Below are 20,332 nucleotides of genomic sequence, written 5' to 3'. Positions count from 1 at the left end.
ACTCACGGTCCGTACATGGTTGAATGCAACAGTTCACGGGATCGGAGGCCGAAGTGGATCTGTCGCTGACGACGCGCTCGGAGGGCGGGCGCACCGTCGTCGAGGTGGGCGGGGAGATCGACGTCTACACCGCGCCGAAGCTGCGCGAGACCCTCGTCTCGCTGGTCGACGCGGGGCAGTACGAGTTGGTCGTAGACCTTGAAAGAGTGGATTTTCTCGACTCCACCGGGCTCGGCGTGCTCGTCGGCGGACTGAAACGGGTCCGCACCCACGACGGGTCGCTGTCCCTGGTCTGTACGCAGGAACGGTTGCTGAAGATCTTCCGGATCACCGGCCTGACCAAGGTTTTCGACATCCACCCCGATGTCGCCTCGGCCATCTGAGTCGGCCGGGTTCAGGTGTTGCTGTGACTACAGAGGGTGCCGGCCTTGCCCTCAGGCCCGGGTATGACGTAGACCACCCTGTCGTCAGGTCTGGTCGGATTACCCGTTAGAGTGACCCACCGCGCCAGGTCATTGGTGCTGTTTCGTATTTCCCAACCCTTCGGTAGCGGCTTACGGGGGCCGTCAAGTCCACAGGGGTTGCCAACAAGGAGGACGGATGTCCGCGTCGCTTGCTGTACAAGCGGTGGATCTTTCGTCGAGCAACACCACGCTGGTCATCGTCGTCGGAGTGATCGCGATCTTCGCGGTCGCCATCGCGATGGTGTTCCGCGGTCAGGTGCTTGCCGCGAACGATGGCACCGAAAGTATGAAGACGATCGCTCAGGCGGTCCAGGAAGGTGCTGCCGCCTACCTGAACCGCCAGTTCAAGACGCTGTCGGTCTTCGCCGTGGTCGCGTTCTTGTTGCTGTTCCTGCTGCCTGTGCACAGTGACGGCGACAACGACACCACGCTGAAGATCTTCCGGTCGATCTTCTTCCTGGTCGGTGCGGGCTTCTCCGCCACGATCGGCTACCTGGGCATGTGGCTCGCGACCCGGGCCAACGTCCGCGTCGCCGCGGCTGCCCGCAACGAAGGGCGCGAGCCGGCCATGCGCGTCGCGTTCCGCACCGGTGGCACGGTGGGCATGGCGACGGTGGGCCTGGGTCTGCTCGGTGCCGCCGCCGTGGTGCTGTTCTTCAAGGGCGACGCCCCGACGGTGCTCGAGGGCTTCGGCTTCGGCGCCGCCATGCTCGCCATGTTCATGCGGGTCGGCGGCGGTATCTTCACCAAGGCCGCCGACGTCGGCGCCGACCTGGTCGGCAAGGTCGAGCAGAACATCCCCGAGGACGACCCCCGCAACGCGGCGACCATCGCCGACAACGTGGGCGACAACGTCGGTGACTGCGCGGGTATGGCGGCCGACCTGTTCGAGTCGTACGCCGTGATGCTGGTGGCATCGCTGATCCTCGGCAAGGCCGCCTTCGGCGAGCAGGGCCTGATCTTCCCGCTGATCGTGCCGGCCATCGGCGCCGTCACCGCGGTCATCGGTGTCTTCCTGACCAAGCCGCGGACCGGCGAGAACGGCCTGAAGACGATCAACCGCGCCTTCTACATCTCGGCCTTCATCTCGGCCGTGCTCTGCACGATCGCGGCGTTCGTCTACCTGCCGGGCAAGTTCGGCGACCTGACCGGCGCGACCGACGCGATCGCCGGCCACGACGGCGACCCCCGGATCATCGCCACGGTGTCGGTGATCATCGGCATCGTGCTGGCCGCGATCATCCTGGCGCTGACCGGCTACTTCACCGGTACCGAGGACAAGCCGGTCCAGGACGTCGGCAAGACGTCGCTGACCGGTGCCGCGACCGTGATCCTGTCCGGCATCTCGGTCGGCTTCGAGTCCGCGGTCTACACCGCGCTCGTGATCGCCGCCGCCGTGTACGGCGCGTTCCTGGTCGGCGGTTCCGGTGTGGTCGCGCTGTTCGCGATCGCGCTGGCCGGCTGTGGTCTGCTCACCACCGTCGGCGTCATCGTCGCGATGGACACCTTCGGCCCGGTCTCCGACAACGCGCAGGGCATCGCCGAGATGTCCGGTGACGTCGACGGCGAGGCGGCCCAGATCCTGACCGAGCTGGACGCCGTTGGCAACACCACCAAGGCGATCACCAAGGGCATCGCCATCGCCACCGCCGTACTGGCGGCGACCGCGCTGTTCGGTTCCTACACGGACTCGATCTACGCGGTGCTCAACGACGCCGGGGACGCCGCGTTCAACGCGGACGCCCTGGTCTTCGACCCGTCCACGCTGGTCGGCCTGATCATCGGTGCGGCCGTCGTGTTCATGTTCTCCGGTCTCGCGATCAACGCCGTCGGCCGCGCCGCCGGTGCGGTCGTGTACGAGGTACGCCGCCAGTTCCGGGACATCCCCGGCATCATGGAGGGCACCGGCAAGCCGGAGTACGGCAAGGTCGTCGACATCTGCACCCGCGACTCGCTGCGTGAGCTGGCCACCCCGGGTCTGCTCGCGATCCTGGCCCCGGTCGCCGTCGGCTTCGGCCTCGGCGCCTCGGCACTGGCCGGTTACCTGGCCGGCGCGATCGCCAGCGGCACCCTGATGGCCGTCTTCCTGGCCAACTCCGGTGGCGCCTGGGACAACGCGAAGAAGCTGGTCGAGGACGGCAACCACGGCGGCAAGGGTTCGCCGGCACACGAGGCCACCATCATCGGTGACACCGTGGGCGACCCGTTCAAGGACACCGCCGGCCCGGCCATCAACCCGCTGATCAAGGTGATGAACCTGGTGTCGGTGCTGATCGCTCCGGCCGTCGTCGGGATGTCGACCATCGGCGAGGACACCAACACCGCGCTGCGGATCGCCATCTCCTTGGTGGCGCTGGTGATCATCGCCGCGGCCGTGATCGTCTCCAAGCGCCGCGAGTCCGTCATCTCGGACACCCCGGCCGAGGTGAACGCCGCCGCGTGATCTGACCGCAGGTCAGGACAAACAGCACCCAGCAGTGAACCGCAAGGCCCGTCGGAGAGTCTCTCCGGCGGGCTTTGCGCTTTGTATACCGGGACTTCTGGCGGGGCGGGCTTGTTCGGCGGCCGCTACCGTCCGACGGACTTTCGGCCGGCAGCCGTCTACTTTCGGCTGATGCGTGGGCCGCGCGAGTGAGGGATCGTCGGGGGCAGGTCAGGGAGTTAACCGATGGCGGTCCCCACGGGGACAACGGCAGAATCCACCCAGAGGTGGACACACCGGATCCGCCCGGGGTCCGATGTGATGACCCGACCTGGCCTCGATACTGATAGCAACAGCCCGCCCGAGGATTCACTGGCGCGCCACCGAACGAGGAGTACGGCGATGATCGAGGCAAAAGGCCTCACCAAGCGATACGGCGCAACTGTTGCCGTTGACAACCTGTCTTTCGAGGTGAAGCCCGGCAAGGTGACCGGCTTCCTCGGCCCGAACGGGGCCGGCAAGTCCACCACCATGCGGATGATCCTGGGACTCGACACCCCCACCTCCGGCGACGTCCGCATCGACGGCCAGCACTACCGCGATCTGCGGCAGCCGCTGACCAAGATCGGCGCCCTGCTGGACGCCAAGTGGGTGCACCCGAACCGGTCGGCGCGGGCCCACCTTGCCTGGATGGCCGCCTCCAACAAGTTGCCGAAGTCGAGTGTCGACAAGGTCCTGGAGATGGTCGGCCTCACCTCGGTCGCGAACAAGCGCGCCGGGGCCTACTCGCTGGGTATGTCGCAGCGCCTCGGCATCGCCGGCGCCCTGCTCGGTGACCCGGAGATCCTGCTCTTCGACGAGCCGGTCAACGGGCTCGACCCCGAGGGCATCGTCTGGATCCGGACCTTCATGCACCGGCTGGCCGACGAGGGCCGGACCGTGCTGGTCTCCAGCCACCTGCTGTCCGAGATGGCGCTGACCGCCGAAGAGCTGATCGTGATCGGCCGCGGCCGACTGATCGCGCAGAGCACCACCACGGAGTTCGTCGACCGCGCGAGCGGCACGACCGTCAAGGTGCGTAGCCCACAACTCGACCAGCTCCAGGGCGTGCTGAACCAGCAGCAGTTGGTGACCCGGATCGAGGACGTCGAGGACGAGGGCAAGGTGCTGTTCGTCGAGGGCGACACCACCACCGACCAGGTCGGTGAGGCCGCCGCCGCACAGGGCATCGTCCTGCACGAGCTGACCTTGCAGCGTGGCTCGCTGGAAGCGGCGTTCATGCAGATGACCGGCGACTCGGTCCAGTACCACGCGCACGACGAGATTGCCGCAGTCACCGACGTGACCGCGGTTCCGCCGGTCTCCGGCGCCGAGGTGGCCGCCGGGCCGAAGGAGGACAACTGACATGTCGGTGATCACAGTCGAGCGCATCAAGCTCTTCTCCACCCGCTCACCGTGGTGGTGCATGATCGTCGCCGCCGTGCTGACCATCGGCTTCGCCGCGCTGACCACCGGGTTCCTCAAGGGCGCGGACGAGCAACGGGCCACGATCTTCATCACCCAGCCGGGCGCGCAGCTGAGCCAGATGGTGATGATGGTGATGGCCGCGCTGGCGGTCACCACCGAGTACCGCTTCGGCACCATCCGGACCAGCTTCCAGGCCGTGCCGCAGCGCACTGCGCTGCTCCTGGGCAAGACCGCTGTGGTCGCCTTCCTGGCCGGTGTCGTCGGTCTGATCGCTTCCTTCGGGGCGTGGGGTATCGGCAACCTGTTCGTCAGCGGTGCCGACCTGTCCATCGACACACCCGCCGAATGGCGGCTGCTGGCCGGACAGGGTCTGATCTTCGCTCTCTCGGCCGTCATCGCGGTCGCGATCGGCATCCTGATCCGGCAGAGCGCGGGCGCGATCGCGATCCTGATCCTCTGGCCGCTACTGGTCGAGAACCTCTTCAACCTGATCCCCAAGGTCGGCGACGACATGGCTCAGTGGTCGCCGTTCGCCAATGGCAGCTCCTTCCTGAACCAAGGGCAGGACTTCGGTCTGGCCGGCGCCCAGGGGGACTACGCCATGGGTCCCTGGCTGGCACTGCTGTACTTCGCCGGCTGGGCGGCGGCGTTGCTCACGATCGCTCTGATCAGCGCCAGCAAGCGCGACGCCTGACAGTCGCGTTCGCAGTCGATCGGCCGGTGGCAGATCGGCCAGTGGCAGATCGGTCGAGGGAGATCGGCTGAGGGGAGATCGGTCGAGGGGGCGGCCTTCGAGCGGTGGAGGCCGAGGGAGTTGAAAGGGCGCGGTCGGTGGGGGACCGGCGGCGGGGGAGAATGAAGGCACGGCCGGGCTGAGGGGTCCTGGTCGCCGCGGTCCGTGGAGCATCCACCAGATGCCCCACGGGCCGCTTCCTTTTGCGGAGTCGCGTGGTCGAGGGTGATTTCGCTCCGGATGTCGGTCGGTGGGCGGGGCGCTGGTGGGTGGACCGGTGGAGCGTCTAGCCTGCGCTGCATGACGGATTGGGCGCGGGTTCGTGCCGGGGGCTTCGCTGTACCGGATGATCGTCCGCTCGACGAACTGGTGGGTGAGCTGTCGGGGATGTTGCGGTCGCCTGATCCCGCGGTTCGGGACGGCCAGGCGTACTCGACGCTGGCGACCTGGATCGGGAAGGGTGTGCTGAGCACCGAGCAGCTCCGGGCGCTCGGGGACGAGATGGTGAGCCGGTTCGGGGACGAGGAGATCCAGGCCCGGACGTTCGCGCCGCTGATCCTCGACTCGATCGTGTCGGCCGGGGTCTTCGAGCCGGCCTGGGTGCCGCCGTTCGAGCGCTGGTACGTGGCCGAGGAGGATCTGCGCGGCTACGACCCGAAGCTCGGCTGGCTGCACGCGATGGCCCATGGCAGCGACCTGCTGGGGGCGCTGGCGCTCGTTCCCGCCGTCGAGCCGGTGGAGATGCTCCGGCTCGGCATCGGCCGCCTGCTGACCCCCACCGAGCACGTGATGCAGGATCTCGAGGACGACCGGCTGGGATTCGCTCTGTCGGCCGCCCTGACCCGGCCGGACCTCAGTGCGGCGGACGCGACCAGCTGGCTGGACCCCGCGGTCCGCGCGATCAGCATGCACACCTCGGGCGGGATCGCTCCCGAGTCCTCCAACACGCTCCGCACCCTGCGCGTGGTCTACGCCATGGTCGACAACGGCGTGGTGCTCGACCGCGAGAAGCCACCGGTCCAGGTCCCTCGTCGCGACGCGATCAAGGCCAAGCTCGTCGAGGTTTTCCATGCCGCGACGCCCTACTATTTCTGATCGATGACCGAACCCGTCACCGCCGCGATCCGGGCGAACTATGCCGCCGTCGCCACGGCGTACGCCGGGAAGTGGGCCGATGTGCTTGCCGTGCACGCACGGGCTGTCGCGGATCGGCTCGACCTTGGCGAGGCCCGTCGCGTCGCCGAGCTCGGATGTGGTCCGGGCCGGTTGCTGCCTCATCTCGAGCAGCTCGCTCCGAGGGCGCGAGTCATCGGTGCCGACCTGACCGAGGCGATGCTCCGGCAGGCGCCGGCCCGGTTCGCCCGGGTGGTCGGCGACGCCCAGGCTCTGCCGTTCGCCGGGGCGAGTCTGGACGCCGTCGTCATGCCGTTCGTGTTGTTCCATCTCCCTGACCTCCCTGCTGCTTTGTCCGAGGTACGCCGGGTGGTGGCGCCTGGTGGTTCCTTCGCCGCGGTGACCTGGTCGGGCCACGACCCGCATCCGGCGTACGACGTCTGGGTGCGGGTGATCGACGAGTACGGCGGCCCGCCCGATCCCTCGCCGCAGATGCCGTCCAACGCGGTCACCTCCGACCCGGTGGAGCTCGAGGCGGCTCTGCGGGCCGCGAACTTCGGCCAGGTCGAGATCACCGTCGAGCGGTTTCACCATCACCCGACGGCCGAGGAGTTCCTGGCGCACTCCCAGGTCATCGGAGCGATGGCGCGGCGGATCGCCCTGCTTGCGGCCGACCTCCGCGCGGAATGCTTGGCGGATGCCGAGCGGCAACTGGCCGAACTCCCTCCAGAAGCGTTCATCGAGTCCGGCACCGTGCTCTACACGACCGCCCGCTGACCACAGCTCAGTTGAAGGTGGCTGTGGCGGTCAGGGGTGGGTAGACGGCCGTGCCTGACTTGGGTGAGTTGTGAGGGCTGAAGCTGTTGCTGGTGAAGTTCAGTCGTGGCTGCGCTTTGAGCTGGATGGATCTGGCCCCAGCCGGTACCGCGATGGCGATGATGTCGGCCTCCGGAGAGTTGACGCCGGCCGATCTCCCGACCGAGGTGCCGTCGGCGGTGGCTGTCAGCATCGGGTCGGCCCATGACTTGTCGTACTGGAGGAACGTGTACTCCAGACTCGATTTCAGCTCCACCCGGATCCACGTCTGGCCGTCCGGCGCCCACCCGGCCGCGGGGTCCCAGGGCATCAAGGCGGCCCGGCCCAGCGAATACGAGAACTTGCTCCGGAAGCTGTACCCAAGGGTGATCGACTTGGCGGGGACTGACTTGTTCAGCGTGGCCATCGTTCCCGTTCGGTAGAAGGCTGCCGCGGTCGTGCTGGTGCGCTTCCCGGTGGCCAGGGACAGGGTCTGGACTACTGGTCCATTGGTTGCTGTCAGCAACACTTCGGCGGCGTCCTTCGGAACCGAGGCGATCAGGGTCCGCTCCGGCACGACGGCCGAGCCGGCCGCATCGGGAAAGATGTCGACCGGTCGTTGCTGACCACCTACTGTGACGGTCCACTTCGTCGCAACGGCCTTTGCGTCGCCGCTCGCAGGATCGACGAGCTCGCGCCCCGTCAAGGGATCCATGGTCGGTGCGGTGCCGAACACGGCGGCGATGAACTTCTCACCACTGGCAGGTGCCCGCACCTCGGCACCGCTGCCGATCGTCTCGGGGGTAGCAATCCCTTTCAGCGTAAGGGTTCCGTCCGGTACGACGAGTTTGTCGCCCGCCGGCTCGAGGTCGAGAGTCTGGCTCTTGTCACTCACCTCGGTCAGGCCTGCCGGAGCAGCCGGCGCGGGTGGCGCCGCCAAGGCGTCCGCGTCGTCCGCCGCCTTCTTGTTGTCCGGACGCCAGAGCTCACTGTTGTCCGGTCTGACCTGGGAGAGCTTCCATGGCTCGTCCTCGGGCAGCTCCAGCCCTGGTTTGTCCGCTCCTGTCGTCTCGATCCGGGCCACGTCCCACACCTGGCGCTCCGCGCTGCCCAGGCGGCGGAGCGGGCCGCAGGCGACCGTCCCCAGAGATTTGTTGCCATCGGCACCGGTGACGAAATAGCAGCGCGCCTCGGCGCTGAGGTTCTTGTTCGACTCGTCGTCGACCTGGCGGTGCCAAGTCGACTCGGCGGTCGTCAGGAACGCCTCGGCCGTCTTCTTCTCGACCGTCCCGGCGCCTGTCTCCAGCCCTGATGCCCCGCACCCGGACACGAGCACCAGACCCGCGGTCAAGGCGAGCCCCGCACGCATCTTCATCCGTCATTCCCTTCAGCTGCGACCTTCTGATGCTTTGAATATGCCAGCATCGGACCCGCTCCCGTCGGCCTGAATCCGCAACCTGTGGATAACTCCGGGAGCGACCTCCGGGACGTCTGGGAGGATGGAGCCGTGGATGCGATAGCGGAGCAGTTGCGTGCCGAGTTCGGCGCGGCGGGATACACGGTTGAAGGGGTCGCCGAGCGGCTGGGCGCCCAGGCCAACAGGGCGCTGGCGCGGAACGAGACGACACTCGCCACGAGCAGGACGGCCGTAGGTGAGCCGATCGACACGATGATCCGGCTCTTCCTCCTGCAGCGGGCGGTACCGGAAACGACCGTCCGTAAGGCGTTTCCGCAGACCTATCCACAATTACTTGCCCTAGGCATCATCCAGCAACACGGTGACGAAGTGATCGCCGCCGTCGACATCCGACCTTATGCGGAAGACGAGCGGCAGTGGTGGGTCGTTGCCGACCTGACGCCAGGACTGGACGGCCGCCGCGAGCCGATGCGACCCGACTACGTTCTCGGCATCGCCCCGGCTAGTCTGAGCCTCGTCAAGCTGACCGTTCCGGTCAAGGCCGAGACAGCGCTCGACGTGGGCACCGGCTGCGGCATCCAGGCCTTGCATCTGACCGACCGCGTCAACCACATCGTCGCCACGGACGTGAATCCACGCGCCCTCCAGCTGACCCGCTGGACGGCCGCGCTGAACGCGATCGAGCTGGACGTTCGCGAAGGCAGTCTGTACGAACCGGTCGCCGGCGAGCGCTTCGACCTCATCGTCAGCAACCCGCCGTACGTGATCGCACCGCCGAGCGATGGGCGGCTCACCTATCGGGAGACCGGGTTCGCGGGGGATTCGGTGGTCGAGCAACTGGTCCGGCAGGCGCCCGGGCAGCTCACCGAAGGCGGCTGGTGCCAGCTTCTGGCCAACTGGACGTGTATCAAAGGCGAGGACTGGCAGCAGCGAATAGCCTCCTGGACAGGCGATCGGGCGGCCTGGGCGGTTCAGCGCGAGCAGTTGGATCCGGCGGAGTACGTCGAATTGTGGTTGCGCGACGCGGGCCTGCACGGCCGGCCGGAGTACACGAGCCGGTACGACGCCTGGCTGCGGTGGCTCGACGAGCAGAGGGTCGAGGCGATCGGGATGGGCTGGATCAACCTGCGGAATCTCCCGGGCAGCCTGGACGCGGAGGAATGGCCGTACGAGATCGAGCAGCCGATCGGGCCGGCCGTGCTGGATCGGTTCGAACGTCGCGAAGGGTTGCCCGCCGACCTGACCGGCCTGCATCTCGTGGTCGCCGACGACGTGGTCCAGGAGACCGCCGGGCAGCCGGGTGCCGAGGATCCGGCGACGATCGTGCTTCGGCGTCAGCGCGGGATGCGCAGGGCCGAGCAGGCCGACACCGTGCTGGCCGGGTTCGTCGGTGCCTGCGACGGTGAGCTCAGTGTCGGCCAGATCCTCGACGCGCTCGGCAGCCTGCTGGGGCGCGACGATGTCCACACGGAGTACCTGCCGAAGATCAGAACCCTCGTCACCGAAGGATTTTTGAACTACTGAGCGGACCGGCGACGGCGCTTCTCGGCGTACATGCGGGCGTCGGCCTCGGTGAGGAGTGCGCTGATCGGGGTGCCGTCGGTGCTGGTGGCGTGGCCGATGCTGAGCCGGAGCATCATGAACCACGGTTCGACAGCGGTGGCTGCCACCCGCTCGGCCGTCGCCCTGATTCGCTCGACCAGTTCGCGGGCGCCGCGCTCGTCGGGGTTGTCGAGGACGACGACGAACTCGTCGCCGCCCGCCCGGGCCACGACGTCTTCGGCGCGGCACTGCTCGGTGAGCAACTGCGCGACCCGGCGCAGTACTGCGTCTCCGCAGGCGTGGCCGTGGCTGTCGTTGACGACCTTGAGATTGTCCACGTCGATGGCGATCACGGCGACCGAGCGTCCTGAGTCGGCGGCGAGCGACATCCGTTCGTCGAGCGCACGCCGGTTGCCGACGCCGGTCAGCGGATCTTCTCGCGCGGCTCGCCACTCGGCGTCGTGCCGGATCGAGAGTTCGTGGTTCGCGAGCGCGCTGCGGACGGCGTACAGACCGCGGAGGCGTTCGGCCCACCAGCCGCGCGTGATCGCTCGCGCGTACTGCAGCCCGACCGAAGCGCCGGGATCGCCCGTACCTGCAACGATTTGTACTGCGGTGTGCCGCACCAGCGCCTCGACCGGCGGGTCCGACGTCGGCGGGAGATCGGTACCCGCCCGGTCCGCCGCCTCCAGCGCGTCGTCCAGTCGGCCGAGTGCCGCATAGGCCTTGGCCAGATAGGCTCCCGCGATCGCGGCCAGCTCCATCGACCCGAGCTTGGCCAGCTGATCGCGGCAGTCGCGCAGGATCACCGCCGCGCCGGCCGGGTCCGCCTCGCGGTCGCAGGCGGCCAGCCACATCCGCCCGGTCATCGGCCAGTACCCGATCAGGTCGGCGCCGACGATCACCTCGATCGCCTCACCGGCCCAGCGCCGCGCCTCGTCGTGCCGGCGCCGGATCTCCTCGTCGTACGCCGGGTCGCCGAGCCGTTCCATCTCGTGGGCCCAGCGCAGGTTCGATTCGGCCAGGTTGAGCCGGTTGATCGCGGGCGACTCCGGCAACCCGAGCGGATCGGCGTCGGCCTCGGCGGCGAGCTCGAAGTGCGGGATGCACAACTCGAACAACCGCAGCAGGTCGTAGGCGTAGCCCAGCCCGGTGTGCGCCCAGCCGGCCAGACCACGGTCGCGGGTCTGGGAGAGCGCGTTCTCGGCGGCGACCAGATCGGCGACCGAGTCGCCGCCCTCGCCGGCCCGGATCAGCGTGACGATCCGCAGCGCGAGGGCGTTCGCCTCCCAGCCCGGTTCGTCGATGGCCCGGGACACCCGGATGCAGCCGTCCACCGCGTCCAGCGCCTCGTCGGTGTCGGCGCGGTAGTGGGCCGTGACGGCTCGCACGTACTCCGCGGCGGCGCGTTCGTTCGACGGCTCCGGACCGAGCTCGCTCAGCAGCCGGCGGATGTCGGTCGCGGCCTCGGCCGGATTGCCCGACTGGGCGCGCGTCATCGCCGCTGCGATCCGGGCGGTCACCCCCGACGTCTCGCGCACCCGACCTCCTTTGCCACGCTCACCGCGCGCGACGCTTGTCCTCGTACAACCGGCTGTCCGCGACCTGGACCAGTAGTTCCACCGGCACTCCTTCGGCGGTCGCGGCGTACCCGATGCTCAGGCTCAGCCGGCTGAGCCACGGCTTGGAGGTCGTCGCCGCGACGGTGCCCACCGCAGACCGGATCCGCTGCGCGAGCTGGGCGCCGCCCTTCGCGTCCGGTTGGTCCAGTACCACGAAGAACTCGTCTCCTCCCGATCGAATCACGGCGTCGGTGGCTCGCGCCTGTTCTACCAGCAGATCTGCAACAACCTGCAGAAGTTCGTCTCCGCAAGCATGCCCGTGGGTGTCGTTGACAACCTTCAGGTCGTCGACGTCGATGGCCAGCAGCGTCACCGCGCGCCTGGAGTCCCGGGCTTCCATGAGCCGCTCGTCCAGGGCCCGCCGGTTGCCGATGCCGGTCAGCGGATCCTGCCGCGCGGCATGCCATTCCGCGTCGTGGCGGGCGGGCAGATCATGCGTCTCCAGCGCACGCCGTACGGCGTTCACCGCGCGCTGGCGTTCCTTCCACCAGCCCCGGGCCACCGATCGCGCATAGGCCAGGCCCTTGACGGCCCCGAACTCGCCGGTGCGGGCGGCGAGCTCCGACCTGGTCTGCAGCACCAGCATCACCGTCGCCGGATCGGCCAGCGGAATCAGGTCGTCCAGGGCCCGATCGGCGGCCGCGGTCGCCGCCTCGATCCGGCCCTGCGCGGCCAGTCCCCTGGCCAGGTAGGCCCCGGCGATCGCAAGCCGTTCGGTCTCACCGAGCTTGCCGATCTCGTCGCGGCAGTCCTCCAGGTCCGCGACAGCACGGGCCGGATCCGCTGCGGTCCGGGCAGCCGCAAGCCACAGCCGCGCGCTCAATCGCCAGTACTCCTGGCTCTCGTCGTCGACGATCACTTGCTCGGCTTCCTTGGCCCAGTGCTCGGCCGACGCCAGCCGCTCCTGGATCTCCGTCTCGTACGCCGGGTCGCCGAGCCGCTCGAGCTCGTGTGCCCAGCGCAGATGGGTCTCCGACAGGTTCAACCGGTCGATCGCCGGCACCTCGGCGAGCTCCAGCACATCGGCGTCAGCCGCCGCCGCGAGCTCGTAGTGCGGCACGCACAACTCGAACATCCGCAGTACGTCGTACGCGTACCCGATGCCGGTGTGCGCCCAGGCGGCCAGTCCCGCGTCGGTGGTTCGTTCGAGGGCGTGCTCCGCGCTGACCAGGTCGCTGATGGTGTCGCCGCTGCGCCCGCTCCGGGCCAGGGTGATGATCCGGATGGGCAGCGCGTTCGCTTCCCAGCCCGGCTCCTCGATCGCCCGGCCGACGGCCAGACAGGCCTCGACCGCGGCCAGGGCCTCGTCGGCGTCGCAGGCGTGATGAGCGGTCACCCCGCGGACGTACTCCGCGGCGGCGAGCTCGTAGCTGGGTTCGCTGCCGAGCTCGGCGCGGATCGCCTTGAGTTCGGCAGCGGCCGTGACGTGACCGCCGGATTGCGCCAGGGTCATCGCGGCGGCAATCCGTTCGGTGAGCCGGCCCCCGCCCATCGCCATCTAGTGCTCGCCAGTCCCCTCGGAGGTCACCCGTTTGTTCGGGTCGGACCGCCCATTGTGTCCGCGTGGGGGCTCGCTGTCACGACCTTGTCGTCAGAGCGGCAAGCGAGGGCCGGCTGGGGTTCAGCCGGCGACCTGCTGGGACTCGGTGGCGTGCAGCTGCACAGGCAGCGACTCGACGCCGTAGACGATGGAGAAGTCGCGGAACCGCAACTGCTCCTCCGCCACGGCCAGTGACAGGTCCGGGAACCGGTGGGCGAGCGCTGTGAAGGCCGCCCGCAACTCCATCCTTGCCAGCTCGGCTCCGACGCAGCGGTGCATGCCGTGCCCGAAGGCAAGGTGGGCTGCAGGAGCCCGTTGCGGCCAGAAGTCCTCCGCGTCAGGGCCGAAGACGGCCTTGTCCCGGTCGGCGCCGGACAGTGACACGGCGACCAGGTCGCCCTTCTTCACCTGCTGGCCGAACAGTTCCTGGTCGTGCCGGGCGAACCGCGGGAAGGCGACCTGGACGACGGTCAGGTACCGCAGGAGCTCCTCGACGATCGCGTCGACCGCGCCGGGCTCGTTCCTGATCCGGGCGAAGTTCTCCGGGTCGCGCAGCAGCACGAGGGTGCCGAGGGCGAGCATGGACGCGGAAGTCTCGTACCCACCGAGGAACACGCCGTCGGCGAGGCCGCCGAGCTCGATGTCGTCGATGGTGTCGCCCTGCTCGCGGATGATCGAGCCGATCAGGCCGTCGCCCGGGTCCTTACGCTGCTTGCGGACGATCTCGAAGAGGAAGTCGCGCGACTCACTCGCCGAGCCGAACACCCCGATCCCGCCGCCGGACAGGTCGAACCGGGCCGGGCCGAGGGCCCGGAAGCGGTCGCGGTCGGACTCCTCGACGCCGAGCAGGTCGGCGATCAGCAGGAAGGGCACGTTGAAGGCGAAGTCGGCGACGATGTCGGCGACCGGGCCCTTGGCCTCCATCAGGTCCAGCTGGTCGTTGACGATCTTCTCGATCGCCGGCTCCAGCCGGGCCAGCCGGCGCTTGGTGAACTCCGGCGTGAGCAGCTTGCGCAGCCGGGTGTGGTCCGGCGGATCGGTGAACCCCAGGCCGCCGATCCCCTCGGACGGCTTGTTCGGGTCCGAGCCGACCAGCGGCCGGATGTCGTTGCTGAAGTTCTCGCTGTCGGCCAGCACGGCCTTCGCCTCGGCATGGCCGCTGACCACCCAGACGTTCAGGCCGAACAGGTTGGCCAGCTTGTGCACCGGCTCGACCTCGCGGATCGCGCCGAGCTCCGGCACCGGGTCCAGGCCGCTGCGCCGCAACGGCATCGAGACCTGGCGCGGGAACACCCGCATCTTGGACAGGTTGAGACCACCCTTGCGGGTGGTTCTGCTCAGTACCCGGCTGCCGACCCATCTCTTCAGGTATGTCGCAACCATGACTCCCACGCGCCCTCTCTGACGTGCTGCCCCCGACGGCTTTCGGATACTCCGAAGCTAGCTCTTCCGCGGACCAGTTCTGATGGTGTTGGCACTACTTGTGTAGTGGCGCTGGCACCACCATGGGAGGGGGCCATGGTTTCGCCGTCGTGCCAGTCAGACCTTGTCATGTCGGAGGGCCGGGATGCCACCGGAACCCACCTGTACCGTCCCCTGGGACGGCGAGCAGGTGGGTTCCGGGGTATCTCAGGGCAGAACCAGCCGAAAGTCGGATGCGTCAGGCGATCCCGCAGGTCAGACTCAGAGGTTTTTGCAAGTCAGCTTCGCCTCCGCCCAGTCCGCGTGGTCGCTGGTGACGCCGTCGCCGGCATCGGTGACCTGCAGGGTGAGGGTCTGGCCGCCGGTGACGTCGACCGAAACCCCCACGGTGGGCGAGGAACCGGTGAGCAGATCCGATGTGTACTTCATCACGCCGTCCACCGCGACCTTGAAGCTGACCTTGCCGCGGTCCTCCATCTCGTCGTCGACACCGACCTTGGCGGTGAAGGTGGAGCAGTTGCCACCGAGCCGCACACTCACCGAGGAAGGCGCGTGAGTTCCGAGGCCCTTGGCGTACTGCGTACCGTCGAGCGTGATCGGCCCACCGTCCCCGGCCGCGTCCTCGCCGTTGCTGTGGTCGCGCTCGACCGGTCCCCAGCCGTTGGTCGAGTCGAGGAACTCCAGGTCGCTGACCCACGGTTGCCCGGTCGGTGCCGGGGGCAAAGGCTTGTCCGCGATGGTGGCCGCGAAGAACCCGAGACCGCCACCGGGCAACTTGATCGCCTTCACTGTTTTACCTGGGGTCAGCGGTACCGCGCTGTAGAAGACCCGGTAGTCAGTAGTCGTGTTGCCCAGACCGGACGGTGTATAGCGGCCCTTGACCGAGACCGCCAGAGCGGCACCACCGGTCGTCGGGTCCTGACAGCACCAGTTCGGCAGTTGCAGCGTGGACTGCGACTCGGTCCCGTCGGTGTAGATGACAGTGACGCTGCCCTTGGCGTTCAGGCTGGCTCCGGCCCCGAGTAAGGCGAGGTGGGAGCCGCTACCCGAGACCAGGATCGGCGCGGTCTGGTTCTTCACCACGTTCGGCGTACCGGGTGCGCCCGTCGGCCAGGTGAACTCCGCGCCCTGCACTGTGACCTTGGCACCTGGTGTGTAGCCGGCCGCTGCGAGTGCTTCGCCGTTGAAGCTGTCGCCGGAACCGTCGAAGTTGCCCTGGGCATAGGTCGTCGCGTCGCTCACGCCGACCACGGTCGCTGCCTGCGACAACGATGCGTACGGCAACTGTGCTGTTGCCACCGCACTGTTTGTATACGAGATGCCATGCGCCAGGTAGGTAGCGTCGAGCCGCAAGGTGAAGCTCGCCGGTTTCACGTCGGCGCCTGGAGTCACCTGCAGCTTGGTGGTGACAGTCTTCCCCGGGTCGACAGCGGCGAAGGTGTTCGAACCGCTGGCCGTCCATCCGGCCGGGAGGTTCAGAGCCAGTCGTACGTCGCGCATCGTCGTCGTACCGGCGTTGTGGAAGCTGGCCGTCACTTCGGTCGCCTGGCCGGGTGCGTTCCACAGTGAAGGAGTAGTGAGCTCCGGGGTGCCGAAGGTGTCCGCCACCGTCTTGCCGCCGCCTACCGAAGTGGTTCCGGCCAGGAGGACGGTCGCAGAACGTGCCGTCGAGATCGGTGCGGTCTTCACCAGTACTACGCCGTTCTCGTAGTACCAGCCGGTCGAGGCCGCGAGGTACGCGTTCTTGCTGACCAGCTTGGTGAGGCCCTTGTTGTCCACCGACACGGTGCGAGGGGTGGTGCCGGTGTGCACGGTCAGCTCGTACGGGCGGGTGGTCGGCTTACCGGCGTACGAGCCCGAGCTGGCGCCGATCTTGACGGTGATGTCGCCGCGGGCTGCTGTCGGTGCGGAGACCTCCAGTTGCTGCGTGGCCGACTTGGCCTGCTTGTAGTCGCGGGTGACGCGGTCGTCCTCGTAGAGCGAGAACGACGACTTGCCCTGCGGGTAGATGTCGACAGTGAGCCGGTCCGCGAAGCCCTGCTCGGCGGCCGAGTTGATGCCGCTCTTCCACATCGGTACGACGGCGCCGGCTTTGACGAACAGCGGCAACGTGTCGAGCGGTGCGTGGTACCCGTTCACCGTGGTCGGACCCTGGTAGACCTTGCCGGTCCAGTAGTCGACCCAGTTGCCCTTGGGCAGGTAGATGCCGCTCTTCACCTCGTCGGCGCTCCAGGACGGCGCGACCAGGAACTCCTTGCCGGCCAGGAATTCGTACTTCGCGGCGTCGCCCCAGGTGTTCGGGTCGTTCGGGTACTCCAGCACCAGCGAGCGGACCAGCGGCGAGCCGGTGCGGTGTGCCTCGGCGGCGTACGAGTAGAAGTACGGCAGCAGGCGCTCGCGCAGCTTGAGGTACTTGCGGTTGATCGAGGTGTAGGGCTCGCCGTACGTCCACGGCTGCTTGAACGCGGGGGTGGCCCAGCCGGACATCGTCATGAAGGCCGGGTTGAACACCTTCCACTGCAGGTCGCGCGTGTAGCTGGTCGGCGAACCACCGAAGATGCCGTCCACATCGCCTGCGCTGTAGGCGATCCCGGAGTTGCCGGAGCCAGTGATCGCGGGGATCTGCCACTTGATCGCGTCCAGCGAACCGCTGTGGTCACCGGTCCACTGCACTGCACACCGCTGCGCACCTGCCCAGCCTTCGACCATCCACGCGTACCCACGAGCGTTGCTGTACTGCTCGATGCCGTCGTGTGCGGTGTCGCAGGCACTCAGCGCGTAGCGATAGCCCGGGCCGACCCAGGCGACGTCCAGCTTGCGCACGCGTACTCCGGCATCGCCCACCTCGGCCGGCTGCTGGTCGAGTGACGACTGGGTCCACAGACCCATCTGGATGTTCCGCTTGCGCAGTTCGTCGCCGGTCTCCTTGAGCGCGGGGATGTCCCGCTTGCCCCACCAGGTGCCGTCCACCTGCTCGGAGTCGGTGTTGGCGGAGTACCCGCAGCCGTAGTCGTCGTTGACGAGCATCCAGCCGCCGGGCATGTCGTTGTCCCGGAACTTCTGGGCGACCTTCACCGCGTCCAGGGTGGTGACCTTCTCCGGGTTGACCTTCCAGTCGTTGCTGGGGTCCGGGTCCGTGCCGTAGTGGCCGCGGTTGTAGCAGTCGGAGTCGCCGTACTCGAGTCCGTAGATCGGCGGCATGAAGGGCCGGCCGGTGAGCTCGGTGTAGCGGTCCAGCGAGGTCTTGAGGTCACCGACGAAGTAGTACGCGTCGAACCGCTTCTCGTCGTGCGTGGTGACGACGGGGTCGGTGAAGGAGTAACTGCCCGGCGAGAAGGTGTTCCGCAGTACGCCGTAGCCCGCGGTGCTCATGTAGTACGGCGAGGCGTTCGGGTTGCCGCCGTCCTCCCAATTGAAGTCGCGCGCGACCGCGATGGTCTGGTCGCGGTGGGAGAACCTCCCGTTCTGCATGCCGCCGCCGAAGAACTGCTCGTTCGCCCCGCGGCTGAGCGACTGGGTCGTCGAGGTGTCGTTCCACGACAGCGGTGCGGTCTCGGCCCAGACCTGCTGACCGTTGGACCGGTAGAGCGAGAAACGCAGCGGCGACTTGTTCGCCCGTACTTCGATCGCGCCCGTCTTCAGCGAGTAGTAGCTGCCGAGGTCGCGCCAGGTGGTCTTCGGCTTCGCGTAGTCGGTCTTGACGACGATGTTCGACGCCGGCGCGCCCGGGTCGGTCGGTGGCGTGTTCGCGGGGTCGGCGAACGTCCCGTCCGGCGCGAGCCAGAGCCGGAACACGTCGTCCTTGAGGAACACGACGCGGACCTTCGCGGGCCCGGCGCTGAACGTGTACGTCGAGGCGTCGGCGGCGAAGTCGGTCACGGCGCCGAGCGAGGTGTCCCCGGCGGCGGTTCGCGCCGAGGCCGGGACGCCGCCGGCGACCAGGGCACCCGCAACCAGAGCCACCGCGGTACCCAGCAGAGTTACTGAACGTTTAACCGATAGCGATGAACGTTTCTTGCGAACAGAGATGCTCACGAGTGCCTCACTTCACGCATCTATGAACAGGATTGCGCTATTGATAGCTCACGGGACCGTCCCTTGTCACTAGGTCGGCACCTACCCGCGTCTCAGCGTCCTCTCTGCGTCACTGTCACGAAGTTGAGATCAGGTCTCCATCGGACGGTGGGCCCACGCCGCGATCGGTCCGGTGACGATGATTCGCATGGCGAACAATCAAGTTTTCAGTCGCCGCCGGGCCGTGGTCGCGGGGCTGGCGGCAAGCGCGCTGTTGGCTGTTCCCGCTCTCGCCCATGCAGCGCCGCGCGACCCGGAGCGCGGGGGACAGCCCGCCGTACGGGCGACTGGTTCCGGCGGGGCCGACGAGCCGCAGGTCAAGCCGGCCAAGGTGAAACTGCCGGCGCCGACCGGACGGTACGAGGTCGGCACCACCGAGTTGCACCTGATCGACCACCGGCGGACGGACCCGACGGCACCTGGCCGCAAGCGCGAACTGATGGTCGGCATCTGGTACCCGGCCGGGGACGACGACGAGGGGCCGGTGGCCAAGTACATGCCGGCCAAGACCGCCGATGCCGTCCAGGCGCCCTGGGTCTGGGCCGGGCTCCCGGAGGGCACCTTCGACTACGCGAACAGCCGGACGCACGGCCGGATCGGAGTCGCGGTCGAGTCCGGCAAGCACCCGGTGGTGCTGTTCTCGCCGGCGTACGGGTTCAGCCGGCTGCTCAACACGGCCCAGGCCGAGGATCTCGCCAGCCGCGGCTACCTGGTCGTGACGATCGATCACACCCATGAAGGCCCGGTGACGTTCCCGGGCGGCCGGTTCGTGCCCGGACTGGAGGACGAGCCCGACGTACCGGCGTACCAGGCGGCGATCGCGACCAGGACGGCCGACGTGCGCTTCGTCCTCGATCAGCTCACCCTGCTCTCCTACGGCCTCAATCCGGACGCCGAGCGGCGGGCTCTGCCGTTCGGTCTGCGGACGGCACTCGATCTGCACAAGGTCGGCATGTTCGGTTTCGCGGCCGGAGGGTTCACCACCGCCGAGGCGATGCTCGCGGACCGCCGGATCGAAGCCGGCGCCGACCTCGACGGGATGCTGCAGTACACCTTCGACGACGGTCCGCTGGGCAAGGTCGCCCGGCAGGGACTCGACCGGCCGTTCCTGCTGTTCGGCTCGGACACCAGCCAGCGGTCGGACCCGAAGTCCGCGTACTACGACAAGTCGTGGGCCGCGTTCTGGAAGGCGCAGCAGGGCTGGAAGCTCAACCTGCAACTGCCCGGCGCGCTGAACCAGTCCTTCTCGGATTTCCAGGTCGTCTATCCACAACTGCTGCCCAAGATCTTCGGCGACAGCTCGATCGTCGACGACTCGATCGAACTGCGCGTCGGCACCATCGATCCCGACCGCAGCGTCGCGGCGCAACGGGCGTACCTGGCCGCGTTCTTCGACCAGTTCCTCGTGCACCGTCCGCAAAGGCTCCTGCGCAAGGAATCCCCCGACTACCCGGAGGTACGGTTCGCCCGCTGAGCGGCGGCCGGGTTGCGGTACGGCGTACTGTCGGGGCAGCCGGAGCAATCGATCCGGGGTGTGCCGTCGGTCTCGTCCGACGCGCGGTGGGCGCGTTCTCCGGCCGTTTTCTGGAACGCTGATGAGGTCCGGGACGCCCCGAGCGGTTACCGTGCGTTGAGAAATGCGTTGCTGTCGGCCGTACTCTGTCCTCGAACGGGTCGGTGGAGTCGCGGGGGAACAGTCGTCCGGCCGTCGGCGTTGTGGG

The 20,332-nt window shown here is 68.1% G+C and carries 13 protein-coding genes; 8 read left to right on the top strand and 5 right to left on the bottom strand.

What is annotated here, in order from left to right; genetic code table 11:
- Positions 1 to 23 precede the first annotated feature (23 nt).
- The 6 genes from EV138_RS13960 (at position 24) to EV138_RS13935 (ending at position 6,976) form a co-directional block, all read left to right on the top strand.
- On the top strand, positions 24 to 383 hold the full coding sequence (locus EV138_RS13960) for an STAS domain-containing protein (protein ID WP_439648982.1): 360 nt from the start codon (positions 24 to 26) through the stop codon (positions 381 to 383).
- Positions 384 to 600: 217 nt separating this feature from the next.
- The gene (locus tag EV138_RS13955) at positions 601 to 2,907 is read left to right on the top strand and encodes a sodium-translocating pyrophosphatase (protein ID WP_133979356.1); all 2,307 of its coding nucleotides are present in this window, start codon (positions 601 to 603) and stop codon (positions 2,905 to 2,907) included.
- Positions 2,908 to 3,288: 381 nt separating this feature from the next.
- Positions 3,289 to 4,290: an ABC transporter ATP-binding protein gene (locus EV138_RS13950; protein ID WP_133979353.1), complete on the top strand. Its 1,002-nt coding sequence runs from the start codon at positions 3,289 to 3,291 to the stop codon at positions 4,288 to 4,290.
- A gap of 1 nt (position 4,291) precedes the next feature.
- Complete coding sequence (locus EV138_RS13945; protein ID WP_133979351.1) at positions 4,292 to 5,047, top strand: hypothetical protein; 756 nt, start codon at positions 4,292 to 4,294, stop codon at positions 5,045 to 5,047.
- 339 nt (positions 5,048 to 5,386) lie between these two features.
- Positions 5,387 to 6,181: a DUF2785 domain-containing protein gene (locus tag EV138_RS13940; protein ID WP_133979349.1), complete on the top strand. Its 795-nt coding sequence runs from the start codon at positions 5,387 to 5,389 to the stop codon at positions 6,179 to 6,181.
- 3 nt (positions 6,182 to 6,184) lie between these two features.
- Positions 6,185 to 6,976: a class I SAM-dependent methyltransferase gene (locus EV138_RS13935; RefSeq protein WP_133979347.1), complete on the top strand. Its 792-nt coding sequence runs from the start codon at positions 6,185 to 6,187 to the stop codon at positions 6,974 to 6,976.
- Positions 6,977 to 6,983: 7 nt separating this feature from the next.
- Here EV138_RS13935 and EV138_RS13930 read toward each other — a convergent pair whose 3' ends face one another.
- Positions 6,984 to 8,369 carry a hypothetical protein gene (locus tag EV138_RS13930; RefSeq protein WP_166678588.1) on the bottom strand — a complete coding sequence of 462 codons (1,386 nt, stop codon included), beginning with the start codon at positions 8,367 to 8,369 and terminating at the stop codon, positions 6,984 to 6,986.
- Between the two features lie 132 nt (positions 8,370 to 8,501).
- On the opposite strand from EV138_RS13930, the gene EV138_RS13925 reads away from it, so the two are divergent.
- Positions 8,502 to 9,935 (top strand): DUF7059 domain-containing protein, encoded by a 1,434-nt coding sequence (locus tag EV138_RS13925; protein WP_133979344.1) that lies wholly within the window; start codon positions 8,502 to 8,504, stop codon positions 9,933 to 9,935.
- Here the strand turns inward: EV138_RS13925 and EV138_RS13920 are convergent.
- The 4 genes from EV138_RS13920 to EV138_RS13905 all read right to left on the bottom strand — a co-directional run bounded on the left by EV138_RS13920 (position 9,929) and on the right by EV138_RS13905 (position 18,500).
- On the bottom strand, positions 9,929 to 11,494 hold the full coding sequence (locus EV138_RS13920) for a GGDEF domain-containing protein (protein ID WP_238158125.1): 1,566 nt from the start codon (positions 11,492 to 11,494) through the stop codon (positions 9,929 to 9,931). The genes EV138_RS13925 and EV138_RS13920 overlap by 7 nt on opposite strands.
- 19 nt (positions 11,495 to 11,513) lie before the next feature.
- Positions 11,514 to 13,073 carry a GGDEF domain-containing protein gene (locus tag EV138_RS13915; RefSeq protein WP_238158124.1) on the bottom strand — a complete coding sequence of 520 codons (1,560 nt, stop codon included), beginning with the start codon at positions 13,071 to 13,073 and terminating at the stop codon, positions 11,514 to 11,516.
- Between the two features lie 123 nt (positions 13,074 to 13,196).
- Positions 13,197 to 14,498 carry a cytochrome P450 gene (locus tag EV138_RS13910; RefSeq protein WP_133979342.1) on the bottom strand — a complete coding sequence of 434 codons (1,302 nt, stop codon included), beginning with the start codon at positions 14,496 to 14,498 and terminating at the stop codon, positions 13,197 to 13,199.
- 300 nt (positions 14,499 to 14,798) lie between these two features.
- A complete protein-coding gene (locus EV138_RS13905; protein ID WP_166678587.1) occupies positions 14,799 to 18,500 on the bottom strand; it encodes an NPCBM/NEW2 domain-containing protein in 3,702 nt (1,233 codons plus the stop codon).
- 259 nt (positions 18,501 to 18,759) lie between these two features.
- On the opposite strand from EV138_RS13905, the gene EV138_RS13900 reads away from it, so the two are divergent.
- Positions 18,760 to 20,085: an alpha/beta hydrolase family protein gene (locus EV138_RS13900; RefSeq protein WP_166678586.1), complete on the top strand. Its 1,326-nt coding sequence runs from the start codon at positions 18,760 to 18,762 to the stop codon at positions 20,083 to 20,085.
- The last annotated feature ends 247 nt before the right edge of the window (positions 20,086 to 20,332 follow it).

Source organism: Kribbella voronezhensis (assembly GCF_004365175.1).
Classification (GTDB): Bacteria; Actinomycetota; Actinomycetes; order Propionibacteriales; family Kribbellaceae; genus Kribbella; species Kribbella voronezhensis.
The sequence above is the reverse complement of the archived record's forward strand: the minus strand, read 5'-3'. Positions and strand labels throughout refer to the sequence as shown.

Coding starts and splice junctions, on each gene's coding strand:
- EV138_RS13960 (WP_439648982.1), top strand. CDS start 24: ATGCAACAGTTCACGGGATCGGAGGCCGAAGTGGATCTGTCGCTGACG.
- EV138_RS13955 (WP_133979356.1), top strand. CDS start 601: ATGTCCGCGTCGCTTGCTGTACAAGCGGTGGATCTTTCGTCGAGCAAC.
- EV138_RS13950 (WP_133979353.1), top strand. CDS start 3,289: ATGATCGAGGCAAAAGGCCTCACCAAGCGATACGGCGCAACTGTTGCC.
- EV138_RS13945 (WP_133979351.1), top strand. CDS start 4,292: ATGTCGGTGATCACAGTCGAGCGCATCAAGCTCTTCTCCACCCGCTCA.
- EV138_RS13940 (WP_133979349.1), top strand. CDS start 5,387: ATGACGGATTGGGCGCGGGTTCGTGCCGGGGGCTTCGCTGTACCGGAT.
- EV138_RS13935 (WP_133979347.1), top strand. CDS start 6,185: ATGACCGAACCCGTCACCGCCGCGATCCGGGCGAACTATGCCGCCGTC.
- EV138_RS13930 (WP_166678588.1), bottom strand. CDS start 8,369: ATGAAGATGCGTGCGGGGCTCGCCTTGACCGCGGGTCTGGTGCTCGTG.
- EV138_RS13915 (WP_238158124.1), bottom strand. CDS start 13,073: ATGGCGATGGGCGGGGGCCGGCTCACCGAACGGATTGCCGCCGCGATG.
- EV138_RS13910 (WP_133979342.1), bottom strand. CDS start 14,498: ATGGTTGCGACATACCTGAAGAGATGGGTCGGCAGCCGGGTACTGAGC.
- EV138_RS13900 (WP_166678586.1), top strand. CDS start 18,760: ATGGCGAACAATCAAGTTTTCAGTCGCCGCCGGGCCGTGGTCGCGGGG.